The following is a 13,385-nucleotide window of genomic DNA, read 5'->3' on the forward strand; positions in this document are numbered from 1 at the left end:
GAGGACTTGACCAATGAGTACTCACGCGCTAAAGCTAAATGCATTTCCTGTGCTTAGTTTTAAGATATTTGGCTTTTTTAAAATTCTAAAGGGAAAAACTACCGTTAGTTTGGCGCATTTCGCTAAAGAAAGGGTATTTCAACAAAACTAGATGCATGAAATACAGTTAGAATTCTTTTTTGGGTAGAAAAGGAGAATCTAGATACACAAAATGCACTTAGCTCACAAAAGTTACCCTTTTCCCTTGTAATCATTTTCGATTACATTGCAAAAAAATCTCCACTTATCCTTTTTGGGATAGTGGAGATTTTGCTTAGTGAAGCAAATTGCGAATTTGCTTCACGTTTTCCTTTACTTTTTTCAAGCTTAAATAATCAATCTTTTCATGATAAGCCTGATCTTGCTCACGCTGCTCCGAGAGTGATAATGCTTCGTAGCTCGCCGGGCTGCCAGCTGTTTCATCGCGATAGTCCTCTTGCGCGCTGCTTTCCAGCTCTGCTGTCATTTGTTCTGCTTGGGCAAGTCGGCTTTCGGAGACGGCCTCGCCTCTCGCTGCCTTACCTGCTTCACCGTCTAGCAGCTGTTTAATTCGTTCCAGTTGATCAGCAACGCTTCCGCTTTCTTGCATATGATCTACAATCTGAATGGATGCATCCAGCAGCTGATGAATACGCTCATGATCGTGCACGATAATCTCACCTTGCCTTTCATCTTTGTGAAACTGTTCTCCATTTCTTCATCAATTAATTGACAGTTTCATCTAAGGTTTCAATTATTGTGCTTCACATTTCCAAATGTATGCAAACGATACATATGCTTAAAACTGCTCTTGTTTCTCTTTCCAATTTATACCTCTAATTAACACTTCTAATTTACACTTCCAATTTACAAATCTAATTTACACTTCTATTTCTCACTTCCTGCTTCCTATCGCCAACTCAGCAGCAAGAGCAGCTTGGCAATAACAAAAAATAACCAATTGCCGGCAGCGTCCCACATGCTTGTACTGGAATCTGATGCTGCTGAAGAATGTTCCGTTACTTCTTCTTTTACTATCGGTATTTCTTTATCCGCTAGAAATTTCAGTTCGCTTCCAGCAGCTGACGCTTTTAACGACGGCGAGCATAATGGATTTGTCCACTGCCCGTCACTTTCAGTAAGAAAGAAAAGATACTCCTCACCAACCACGCTGGGTCCCCAAATTGCTCCCCACGTACTATCCTCATCAATGACTAAATACGCCTCTTCTACACCTTTATAGCTTTTCGATACTTTTAGCTTTAGCTCATTGTTTTGAGTACCCGGTGTCAGTTCCTCCACCTTGCCAATAACAATCCCATCATACCACTCATAAGACTCCTCGATTGTTAGCTTCTTAACACAGCTTAACGCCTGTACGTGCTGTGGAATAAGAAACATAACAAGAAGCGCGGCTGCCAGCAATAGCTTCTTCACACGATCACCATCCTCTGCCAACATAGACGGTAATCGCTGGATAAAAGTTACAATACATGTTCAGGACTCACTTCCGTTTTTGCGCCTCATTCATCAGGCTCAGTAATAATCATTAAGCCTTCTACATGCTTGCGGTTCATCAGCTTGCGCTTTTTGCGGTTTTCCTTTGTTTCGAACACAATATCCATATCATAGTTGTCCGGATAGAGCTCCTCATGAGAAATATGCAGACTAAGCCGCTTATGATTAATAAACATCTTTTGCTCTTGCACAAGCACCCCGACATTGCCGCGATTGTCTGGAAGCTGAAATACAGTTCCCGTTCTTTTTAAAAAGGAAACGAGCACGCGATCACCTATCGCAAGCGGCTTAGCAACAGGCGCTGCAGCAGCATGATCTGGATCTGCCTGCGGCTCAACTCTTTCACTCATGACAACGTCCGCTTCTCTTCCTTCCCCCTCCACTCTCTCTGGCGCTGTTCTCTTAATCTCCGCCTCTGCCTCTATTTTTCCCTCCGCTTCTGCGTCATCCTCTACGCTTAGCGATACTAACGCTTCATCTAGTGCATATTGAAATGTTTTGCCTTCAGTATTTTCACGGCGGTTTGTAATTTCCTGCGAACGCTCAATGATAGCCTGCGAAATACCTAGTTTTTTGGCTATAAGAAAAGCGTAGCTTTGCCCTGCTTCCCCTATTTTCAATCGATACAGCGGCTGCAGCGTGTCGGTATTGAATTCCATTCGTGCATTTTCGAATCCAGGCGCAACAGCTGCAAAATGCTTGATTTCGTTAAAATGGGTCGTTGCTACAACCGTCGTTTTGCGCCGCTGCAGCTCCTCTAATATAGCAATCGATAATCCGATTCCTTCACCCGGATCAGTGCCGGATGCCATTTCATCAATGAGCACCAAGGTTGCTTCATCCGCAAAGGATAGCAGATCGATTAAAAACTGAATATGGGCCGAGAACGTGCTAAGCGATTGCTCCAAGCTTTGCCCGTCACCAATATCTACTGCGACATGACGAAATACAGAAAATACACTGCCTTCCTTAACAGGCACGAGCAAGCCGGATTGAACCATTAATGTCAGCAAGCCGATCGTTTTAAGCGCCACTGTTTTTCCACCGGTATTCGGTCCGGTAATGATAAGCGATTGATAGCCTGAACCGATAGCAAAATGCAGCGGAACCATTTCTTTTCCCAGTAAAGGATGTGTAGCGGCAGAAATATTCATCACGCCTCGATCGTTCAGTTCAACGTTGCAACCACCGATCATTTTGGCATATTTCGCTTTGGCGAACAAAAAGTCATAGATGCCAATCGTCTCTATATTAAGCTTAATTTCATGCTGTGCTTCCTCCACCAAGCCAGTCAACTCGCTAAGTACCTTCGCTTCCTCTCTCGCTTCTTCCATACGAAGGAGATTCCATTCTGTTTGCAAATGAGCGATTTCAGCCGGCTCAATATAGACGGTTTGACCGCTGGACGATTCGTCCAAAATACTGCCATTAATGCGCTTGCGATGCTCTTTTTTAACAGGAATGACATAACGGCTGCCGCGCATGCTTACTAAATTTTCTTGCAAATAATCAGCATTGCGATTCAATATAGCATGGATTCTCGATTTGATGCGCTCCTCTACAGTGATCAGCTTTTTGCGTATTTTTGCGAGTTCCTTGCTTGCTTGGTCAGTTATCCGGTTGTTGCGCAAGCATCGCTCTATTTCAGACTTCAGATGATCCAGCTCGTGGAGAGAAAGAGCAAATTGGCTAATTTTCGGCGCGATATCGCTTTTTGCCGCCATATACCTTTTCAACTGCGCGCTGCTGTGCAGAAATAAATGGATGTTTGAAAAATCCTGCTCGCTGAACAGATAGCCCGTTCCGAGCAAATTAACAACGAAATCAATGCCGCTAAGGGAAGGTATAGGAGCATGGCCTCCGTTTTGCAAAATTTTAAGCGCCTCTGCCGTATCATTCAAGGCGATGCGCAGCATTTTTATTTGCGCTATCGGCTCCATTTGCTCTGCATGCTGTTTGCCCAAATAAGACATCGCTTGATTTCGGACAAGCTCCTTTACTTTATTAAATTCCAATTGCTCTAATGTTTTGCTATTCATTCGTAACAGCTCCTTTTTCTTTGAAAAATAAAAAGGCAAAGAAAGACGAATGATCGTCCTTCTTTGCCTTGAAGAAGACAGCTTGCTCGCGCCCGTATACCTATAAAAGAGCACAAAAAAACGTGCTGATACACAGCACGGATTTCGTCATAAGCAAGCTGCCCCTATTAAACTTGCGACCAGGGCAAAAATGATTTGAATATCCGTATTCTTAACTAATTGCGATTAGCAGCCTATACATGCCTGTTCAGGCATAACTAAACAAACGTCCGCTGGACGTTAAATTCCGTTCAATCTGCTGTTCGCTATTCAATTGATTAGTTAAGAATAACCGCCGACATCAAAATCTCTCCCTAAATGGTATTGCTTATATCTTATGTGAAAGATGCTACGAAGTCAAACTCAATTTTGAACATACTGAAAACAGCCGCTCCTTCGCAGGGAGCGGCTGTAGACATAGAACTATCAATTGTCTTACTTCAGCGCTTCAAGACCCAGCAAGCCAAGATCCGAAATATCGATCTGACCGTCTCCGTTGAAATCCATATAACGGTTGCTGTCATCGACTTTAGCGCCAATATAGCCTGCAAGCATCGCCAGATCTTCGATATCTATCTTGCCATCCCAATTAATATCTTTATCGTTAGGCGTTCCAACGCGAACGATCAAGCTGCTATCCGTACCTTGACGGTGAGTTACGCCTGTCATATCCCCGTCAATTCGAATGGTTTCGGAGGTGCTCAGCACGGTCAGTCTTGCATTAACGTCATTCTTTTTGGCAACAAGTTCAAGTCGTGCTGCAGCTATATTTCCATCGAAGCTTTTATTTTTCAATTGCGTGCCTACAATGGTAATCTCGCTGTCCTGCGCCGTCCAGGTGAGAAAGCCTTCTGCATTCCACTGGTCTGATCCCGTAATGCTTTTTATTTCCCATAATGCCGGATCAATATTGAGCTTGGCCTTAAAGCCGTACAGCTTATTTGCTTGATCAAGCTCGAGATTAACTGTAATTGTATCGTTCACTTTCGCCGAGGCAGGTCCCGTTAATTTCAATTTTCCTGCATGCTCATATTGCACATCCGATACCGCGATCATTTGCAGGCTGCCCATATCGGTGGCATCAGCAAAGTAAATATTTTCATTGCCGTTTGCATCCTCGGCAAGCGTCATAAATTTAACTTCCATACTATCTTTGAACAGCCGTACGAAATCCATATTTTTCGGGTTAATAACGGTAATGCGATCCGCAAGATCCATATACAGCAAGCCGTCCTTGCCCCAGTAAGAATGATATGGACGCCACATGCCATAGCTGCTGCTTACATCCGGGTATATCGTTTTATAGTCAATAACCTCATAATTTACCGGGTCCAGCTTGAATAATGTTCCGCTTACACCGCCCCAGATGTTTCCATCCGGTCCTACTGTAAGTCCGCTGATCATAGCCGGATTGCTAAGTCCTGGAATATTTAGCGAGAATTCCGTTACCTTACGCTTGTTGGCTACATCCCAGACGAACATTTTTGCTGATTTTTCTGAAGCAGTAATGCCCAGCCCTCCATGTATTGTCGTTGAGCCGTAAATGTAGCCGTCCTTATAGGCAAGGCCGACGATACTTTGGTTTTGGACGATGTTACGAAAAACCTCATGCTTGCCTGTGGCTGGATCAAAAATCGTAAGAGCGCCGCCAAGCTCTCCATAGCCCGGAATGGTACCGATTATAATTTTATCATCCATCACTTTCATTACATATGGCCGATCCTGCTCTTCTCCGATTGTAAACACTTCTGTAGCGACAGGCGTACTGAGTGTGGAATCGATTTTGTATACATGGCCGCCTGGATATATGCCTAAATACATATCCTTGCCATACGCGATCATGCCCTCAGCCTGCTCCATCACCAAATTTTTTCTTTGTCCCGTGCGCGGATTATATACCGCCCCTAAACCTGCCGGATAAGCTGACATGTACAGATTGCCGTCCGGGCCAACTTCAATATTGTGAATCGGATTTGGCGCCCCTTCCAGCACCGACAGCTTGTTATATACCGTTTTGGCATCCACATTGAAAACAGCAATATCTCCGTTTGCTTTCATGGAAACAAGCGACATGCCCGGGTATCCTTCAAGATCATCAAACTGTACCCATGCCGCGCCTCTCAATGATGTCCCATACTTGATAAGCGGGGTAGCTTTGAAGGTCGTAAGATCAAGCTCCGTCAAATGTCCGTTAGCGGGCAAATATAATTTGTTATCACGGGTAACCAGTTGTGCAAAGCTGAATACCCCGGATCCTGTTCCGCCATTTTCCGTGCTTTTGCCAAGCTTATGCTCCAGCCATTGCTTATTTTTCAAATCATAGAACAGCAAGGTAAGTATATCTCCGCCCTGAAACTTAACAAGCAAATAATCGTTTACAACAGCCATATCATAAGCAAACGGCACCTGTGCAGCCGTCACGCCCAGAAGTTCCGGCACTTTCGCTCCGATGCTTTCCTTCGTGCCTTTTGTAGCATCCGTTACGCCTAGCTTGATAACATCCCCAACTGTACCGATCCCTGCATAAATATAGCCGTCATGATACGCTATCGAGCGAACGTATTCCTGGCCTGCAACCATCGTTCCATAATCAGTAAACTTTTTAGCAACCGGATCATATTTGAACACCTTGCCAGATTGAAACGTGCCGCCATATACATTTCCCTTGTCATCGGTCGTCAAGCTCCAAATCGACTTTTCTGAAGAAATAGGCTCGCCGATTTCCTCCAGCTGATGCGTCTTGGGCGAGTAGCTCCATAAAATACCTTTTGTTTGCCCAGAGGTTCTAATTCCGCCTATATATACCGTACCGTCCGGTGCGATCGCATGCGCCCAAGCCTGCTGCACGCCTTTCATAGGCAAGCTGTAAAGCAATGTATCCGTCTTGATATCTACAACCTGAAATAATGCAAGCTCCGCATTGACGGTTGTATAATAAACAGGCCTTCCCTCTTCTTCACCTACGACAGCGCCGGAAATTCCTGCCTTCGTAATTGGCGTATCGATCTTGACCGGCTCGCCAAATACTCTTCCCATGAATTTCGTATCATTATCTTGGCTCGCATTCGCCGCTGCAGGAGCGGCAGTAAATCCGAGCGAAGCGATTAAGCTGCAAATAATAGCCAACAGCATACCTTTTTTTCGAATATTGCGCATGGTAAGCCTCCTATTTTAAATGATGTTAAAGCAATTCCGCTTAGCCAAGCGCTAGTTAGCAGCTACAGCCTGTGCGATTAGAGCGACATCAGCAATATCAATTTTGCCATCGCCATTCAAATCATAATATTGGGTTACACTATCCAGCTGCGCATCGACTTGTTTAGCTACCAGCAGCAAATCTAGCAGGTTAACAACGCCGTCATGATTCACATCTTCCACATGCTTCATAATGATCGTACGCACTCTCAAGTCGGCCGGGTACGTCTGGCTCTCCAGCTTGCCTGCCTTGTAGGTTTTAAGAATTGAGCCGGCTTTTAAGGAAAGAACCGTATTGCCTGCATCACCTTTTACTCTAAAAGTAACATTTACTATGCCCACGTCTCCGCTTACAACGCCGTTGCTGTTTTTAGCGGCCTGGATGGATAGAACACCATTATTCACAGCAGAGGTTACAGTCGTATTTTCATTTGTGCCAAAATCAGAATGTACAACCGCTTCAACAAATTCCAGCATATTAGCATCAAATGCCAGATTGAGATCGGCTCCTGTCAGCGAGTCAGCTTTTTTAGCGCCTAATTGGACCGTAAATGTTTTATTTTTTACCGCGAATTCTGGCGCTGCAATATCCAGCCCCATCAAATCACGTTCATAGGTCAATAAAAAGTCGTCATAATACGCAACTGATTTATTGAATTTGTTTGATAAAGCAAACGCCTTGGCATATTTCGCACCTTCAGGAGCAAGCCCCTTTACTTCAGCCTTATACCATTCTCCGAGCGGGGTTTTGTAATGCTGCAAAACATCCGAGCCAACCTGGGCATTTTTGTCATCAAAGAAGCGCAGCAGCAAGGTAGCCCCAGTAGTAACAGCATCCTCGATATACATCTGGGCAGAAAGCGTATATTCCACCCCTGGCTTAACCGTTATTGGCAGGCTTTCCAGCACGACATCTCTGTCATCTACCAGATCCGTTATTTTCAAGCTGTACTTGCCTGACTTTGTTTTTTGTGTTGAACGCTCGTATTTAGCCGTATCAGTCGGAGCACTCCACGCTCTCCAGCTTTGAACCGTTCCGTCATCATTCAAGTTTCTTTCGAAGCCCGCGTTCGGGATCGGAATGCTGATAATTTCCTTCAGACCGTCAGATGATATCACCTTTTCTGTCAAGTCCTCAGGCGCTTCTACAGACGACTCGGATTTATAGATTAGCGTAAAATCATCGAAATACGTATCGCCTACCCAAGCCGCTGTTACAGAAGCTGATATCGTTACATATTTAGTGCCGGCAGGCGCCTGCAGCTCCAAGCTGAGCGGGACAAACTGTCCGTATTTATCGGTCGTTGTATAATCCGCTCTATTTTTTTCCGCCCCTTTAACCTCAATCCCATTTTCATCATAGAAATTCATAAAAATCGAACCGCCCCTGGAGCCTCCGGTAGAAATGGTAGGATTGTTAGGCGATATTTGTGTCATCACTTTGTAAAACTTGCCTGCAATCGCTTCATATTTATCGCTTGTTATAAGAATATTTTCCGATGTCGAGTAATCTCGCAAATGCAAGCTGTAACTGCCCGATTTCTTTTGTTCAATGCTTACACTGTGCGATACATTTGATGATGGCGTATAAGCGACATTCCAGCCCGGAATTTTGTTATCCCCGCCAACTGTTGATTCAAAGCCAGGATTAACAAGCGCAACTGTACCATAATCCGGCGTCGGCGTTGGCGACGGAGTCGGTGATGGCGTTGGAGGAGCTGGCGTGTCAAACGTAATTTTGAAATCATCAAAGTACGTATTGCCGTTCCAGCCCGATGATATCAACACCGCGACTACAACATATTTGGCATTGCTTGGCGCGACCTTGCTTGGAGTAACGATTTCCTGGAAGTTTCCTTGATTTCTCCAATCATTAAAATCATTTACCGTTTGGGTAACGCGATTATTATTTTCATCGAAAAACCGCAGCTCAATCGATCCGCCTACTGAACCGTTCTTGTAATTTTCCGGTTGATTCGGATTGATCCATGCGCTTAGTGCATAATTTTTTCCTGGGATGACCGGATATTTCTCGCTTAAAAGCATAACGGTGTGCGTTGTTGAATTATCGAACAAATTCAAGCTTCTGGTGCCGTTTCTAGCAACTGCATTACTAATGCTATGGCTGACAGTGCCATCAACGCGCGTATAGCTTGGCGTCCAGCCGGGTATATTTCCATCCTCGTCGGGATTATCCTCAAAGCCAGGGTTAATCATGACGATTTCACCCGATACCGGTTCCGGTGCTGGTAGGGTTGGCGTTGGGGTCGGAGTCGGTGTTGGCGTTGGCGTTGCCGGCGTTTCCACACTAATTTTAAAATCATCGAAGTACGTATTGCCATTCCAGCCCGTTGATATCAACACAGCTACTACAACGTATTTTGCATTGCTTGGCGCGACCTTGCTTGGAGTAACGATTTCCTGGAAGTTTCCTTGGTTTCTCCAATCATTAAAATCATTTACCGTTTGGGTAACGCGATTATTATTTTCATCGAAAAACCGCAGCTCAATCGATCCGCCTACTGAACCATCCTTATAATTTTCCGGTTTATTCGGATTGATCCATGCGCTAAGCGTATAGCTGTTTCCAGGTATGACCTCATATTTGTCACTTAAAAGCATAACGGTATGCGTCGTTGAATTATCAAACAAATTCAAGCTTCTGGTGCCGTTTCTAGCAACTGCATTGCTAATGCTATGGCTGACAGTGCCATCGACGCGCGTATAGCTCGGCGTCCAGCCAGGTATATTTCCGTCCTCGTCAAGCTCATCCTCGAAGCCAGGGTTGATCATGACGATCCCCGCCTGTTCACCCGCATCATCCGCCGCATGAATAAATGAAGCTGGCATGCCAGCAAATATAGTAGAAATCAATAATGCCAGAGCAACGAAAATGGATATCCTTCTTCGCATCATTCTCAATATACTCACTCCTTATTGTTGTTCGATCAAGCGCAGTAAAATAACCGCAACATCTGCACGTTTAGCGCTCGCTTTTGGCTGTAGAAGATTATTGCCAACACCTTTCAGAAGGCCGTTTTCCTTCGCCTTATAAACAGCTTCCTTCGCCCAATCGCTGATTGACGCATCGTCCGCAAATTTATTCGTTCCAGTGCCATCTGCTTTTAATAATCCTGCGTTGACAAGCATTACTGCCATCGCTTCACGAGTGAGCTTGCCACCCGGATTAAAGTTGATACCATCACCTTGAATAATGCCTGCTTTTTTAGCTGCGCTCACCTCAGCTGCATACCAGGCTCCAGCTTTAACATCAGCAAAAGAATGATTGCTGACAGCGGCAGTATCCAATCCAAGGATACGAACAAGAAGTGAAATAAACTCCGCTCTCGTTATTTCTTTGTCAGGTGAAAATTTTCCATTGCCAGTGCCGAACATATAATGCTTGGCAGATAAAGCTTCTATCGCATGCTGAGCCTCTTTGTACACGTGATCCACATCTTTATAATGAGCCGAATAGGACATAACGGCATAAGTGCCAGGCACATCAGTTACAAGCTGAAAGCTTCCGTCCTGCTGCTTGGCCTTGCGAACAAAGTCCCAAGTGGATGAAGCCTCATTCCATACGTAAACGCCAAGCTTATGAGCTTCGGAGCTCGCTTGATTAAATGGCAAAGTCAGCTTGATCTCCCCAGCAGCTTGAGTCATCACTGTTCCTCCTGCTGTAAGAAGCTCAAATTTTAATCCAGAGAGAGCTTTCAATTGCTTATTCATTTGCTGACCGGGTTTTACATCAGCAGCTTGGAAACGAATTATGGTCTGCTTCTCTTGCAAAAGCGCCTTCGGTGAAATCTTGGCTTCGCCCTGATTTGTTACCAGCACAAGTGATGCTTTATGCTGTTCCAACAGCTTCGCCTGCTCTGCCGTGACATACAGCGCTGATGCACCAGCCTGAGCAAGCTGCAGTTGAACCTCAATTTCTGATGACAATTTCAGCTGATGGGCTTGTGCCAATGCGGTTAGACTGCCAAGTGCTTTAAGCGCTTTCAATAAAGCGTCATTGTCGAGCTGAATTCCGTTCGTTGAGCTGCTAGTCACCGTTCCAGCATTCTTTTCCAATTGCTGTTTAAGCAGATTGGCAATATTTCGCAGCTTATCCAGCTCGGCAGCAGAATAGTTAGACGTGCCTCCTGCAAGCAATGAAGTCAATTGAGCCAGCGCCTGCTCACTGTCGCCGGCTGATATTTTTTTCTCGAGCTCTTTCAGCCCTTGTTCTTGAGTCTGGCCGCCTGTCCAAGAATCTGTAGTTGGAGGATTAACAATCTGTATAGCAAGAGCAGGGCCAGCAGTTATGTCCAGCTCAACTAAATCGTTCAAATGATGATCATTTTCAAACGTTTCGCTTGAAACTGCCTTGAGCTCCTGAATAGAAAGCTTTGCTTCCCCTGTGTTTTTAGCTGTAAATGAAAGCTGAGCAATTGTTATTCCAGAGCTGCTGACAGAGGCTGCCCCTCCTTGTCGAAGCAGCGGAATCAGTATCGTTCCCTCGCTTGAATTCGTCTTGATCCCGCCGAAATCGTTGTAGCTGCCTTTAGCTTCCGCACCTGATACTTGCAGCTTTGCTGCATCATAGCGGACAACAAGCTGTACGCCATACAAATCCATTGCATCGCGAGCAACTACTTGGACAGCTAATTGCTGCCCTATCTTTACAGACTTGCCATCATGTACAAGCTGGATCGTCGTCTGCTTACTTGTCCCGCCCTCTGCAAACGCATACATAGGAATGTTTAATATCAGACAAAGAATAAGAACAGGCATAATGAATCGCTTATATTTCATTTTCATATCTCCTTTCGTTTACATGACTCACCTTTAAATAATAGACATCTAGTACTTAGTAACCATTACCACTTTCGACAAACCCGAAAAAATAGACTAGATAAGTAATACATATAACGTAATGAAAGAATTGAAAATCGACATTTTCCTCCTTTTTATATTAAATAAACAGAAAAACACAATTTTTCTTGATGTTTTAATAATTATGTATTGCTTATCTGGTTCATAGCTGATTATAATCTAAGCAGAAATATACTGTCAATGAGAATCGAATACGCTTTCATGACTTTATCTTTTCCATAATTAATTCACTATTTTATGCTATAATTAACCATTGAGGAATTATTTTGCAATCGAGGTGTTTGTATGGGCTCTAAACCGAAGCGTTCTACGTTTAGAAATCGATATGAAGAAATGATCATAACATTAAGAAATGAAATGATAACGAATATTTGGGAGGAAGGCAGCTACTTACCGTCTGAATCTGATCTTGCTGACCGCTTCGAGCTTAGTAAAAACTCAGTTCGTAAAGGATTAGAGCTGCTGGCTTCAGAGAACTTTATAGAAAAAATTCCGCGTGTAGGTAACCGCGTGCTGAAATCACCGACAGGCGTAACGATTAAATTCGGATACTATCCTTCCATGATTAAAGAAGCACAGCTGGACAAGCTCGTAGAACAATTTCATATGCAGCACCCGCTTATTCGGATTACGATGATTCCGATGCCCTATAACCATACCCATCCAACGATGAGGGATTATATGGAATCTGATAATATTGATGTTATGGCGATTAATAATCAAAATGTCGAGCTGTTTATGAACGCCAACACGCCGCCAAGCATGCTGGAGCCGCAACAAATAAACGACGGCGTCTATCCTCTTTTGACAGAGCCGTTTGTACACGAAGCGAAGCTATACGTTCAGCCCTTTATGTTCTCGCCGATTATTCTTTGCTACAATAAAAAGCATTTTTCGGAAAATAACGTTCCAGAGCCTGATAGCAGCTGGACATGGGAGACGGTAAAAAAAACAGCACAGCAATTATCATCAGGCAATGACCGATACGGATTTTTCTTTCATTTATTGTCTGACAACCGCTGGCCCATCTTCTTATTGCAAAACAATCTGGTATTCAATCGGGAGCCAGAAAACCAGAACAGCCTGGAGCTAGATAAAGCATCTCTCAAAGAAAGCTTTCAGACGATGATTGATCTAAGCGAGGAAGTCTTCCCGCCTTTTCTGTCCGAAAGCGACCATGATGTCGATATGCTGTTTCGGCAGCAGAAAGTGTCTATGATTATTACCTCTTACTTTTTGCTGAATATGATCGAGGATGTAGATTTCTCATACGATATTTCGCCTTTGCCTTACCAAGGTTCGCCTAAAACATTGATTATTACAATAGGGCTGGCTATTAACAAAAACTCCAAGCATAAGCAAGCAGCACAAACGTTTATCGATTATATGCTTTCCCATGAGGTTCAGCTTGCATTAAGGCAAAATACGCTAAGTCTACCGAGCTTGAAAAGCGCTGCCGAATGGAACGGGCCTGTAAATATAAAACAGCCTGAGCGTTATTTTATATTTCGGGAAACCTTTCCGACCTTCAACTATCACACCGCTCTCAATGTCTCCTTTTCAGAGCTGGAGGAAATTCGCCAAAATATGAAGCTTTATTTGTCCAAAATGGGCGAGCTGCAAGTGTTTTAACGCTTGTTTGCAAAAGAACAAAATCACCAATCGGTGACCTAACTTGCCGTCATCGTGTGCAAG

7 protein-coding genes are annotated in these 13,385 nt (G+C 44.2%); 1 reads left to right on the forward strand and 6 read right to left on the reverse strand.

Features of this window, described 5'->3' with window-relative positions; genetic code table 11:
• Nucleotides 1-313: 313 nt before the first annotated feature.
• The 6 genes from ACRRU2_RS27710 to ACRRU2_RS27735 all read right to left on the reverse strand — a co-directional run bounded on the left by ACRRU2_RS27710 (nt 314) and on the right by ACRRU2_RS27735 (nt 11,609).
• Nucleotides 314-688, reverse strand: coding sequence for a hypothetical protein (locus tag ACRRU2_RS27710; RefSeq protein WP_331697268.1), 375 nt, complete (start codon nt 686-688; stop codon nt 314-316).
• A 239-nt stretch (nt 689-927) separates the two neighbouring features.
• Nucleotides 928-1,455, reverse strand: coding sequence for a hypothetical protein (locus ACRRU2_RS27715; RefSeq protein ID WP_331697269.1), 528 nt, complete (start codon nt 1,453-1,455; stop codon nt 928-930).
• A gap of 86 nt (nt 1,456-1,541) precedes the next feature.
• Entirely contained in the window at nt 1,542-3,575 is a 2,034-nt protein-coding gene (locus ACRRU2_RS27720) for an endonuclease MutS2 (protein ID WP_331697270.1), read from the reverse strand.
• A gap of 474 nt (nt 3,576-4,049) precedes the next feature.
• Complete coding sequence (locus ACRRU2_RS27725) at nt 4,050-6,770, reverse strand: cohesin domain-containing protein (RefSeq protein ID WP_331697271.1); 2,721 nt, start codon at nt 6,768-6,770, stop codon at nt 4,050-4,052.
• Nucleotides 6,771-6,821: 51 nt separating this feature from the next.
• The gene (locus ACRRU2_RS27730) at nt 6,822-9,725 is read right to left on the reverse strand and encodes a carbohydrate binding domain-containing protein (RefSeq protein ID WP_432506624.1); all 2,904 of its coding nucleotides are present in this window, start codon (nt 9,723-9,725) and stop codon (nt 6,822-6,824) included.
• A gap of 18 nt (nt 9,726-9,743) precedes the next feature.
• The gene (locus ACRRU2_RS27735; protein ID WP_331697272.1) at nt 9,744-11,609 is read right to left on the reverse strand and encodes an S-layer homology domain-containing protein; all 1,866 of its coding nucleotides are present in this window, start codon (nt 11,607-11,609) and stop codon (nt 9,744-9,746) included.
• 366 nt (nt 11,610-11,975) lie between these two features.
• Here ACRRU2_RS27735 and ACRRU2_RS27740 point away from each other — a divergent pair, with 366 nt between their 5' ends.
• Nucleotides 11,976-13,322 (forward strand): extracellular solute-binding protein, encoded by a 1,347-nt coding sequence (locus tag ACRRU2_RS27740; protein ID WP_432506622.1) that lies wholly within the window; start codon nt 11,976-11,978, stop codon nt 13,320-13,322.
• The last annotated feature ends 63 nt before the right edge of the window (nt 13,323-13,385 follow it).

The sequence above is a fragment of the Paenibacillus sp. GXUN7292 genome (genome assembly GCF_050864975.1).
GTDB lineage: Bacteria > Bacillota > Bacilli > Paenibacillales > Paenibacillaceae > Pristimantibacillus.

What these genes read in the sequence shown, in the direction of transcription:
- ACRRU2_RS27720 (WP_331697270.1), bottom strand. Translation starts at nt 3,575, where the DNA reads ATGAATAGCAAAACATTAGAGCAATTGGAATTTAATAAAGTAAAGGAG.
- ACRRU2_RS27725 (WP_331697271.1), bottom strand. Translation starts at nt 6,770, where the DNA reads ATGCGCAATATTCGAAAAAAAGGTATGCTGTTGGCTATTATTTGCAGC.
- ACRRU2_RS27730 (WP_432506624.1), bottom strand. Translation starts at nt 9,725, where the DNA reads ATGATGCGAAGAAGGATATCCATTTTCGTTGCTCTGGCATTATTGATT.
- ACRRU2_RS27735 (WP_331697272.1), bottom strand. Translation starts at nt 11,609, where the DNA reads ATGAAATATAAGCGATTCATTATGCCTGTTCTTATTCTTTGTCTGATA.
- ACRRU2_RS27740 (WP_432506622.1), top strand. Translation starts at nt 11,976, where the DNA reads ATGGGCTCTAAACCGAAGCGTTCTACGTTTAGAAATCGATATGAAGAA.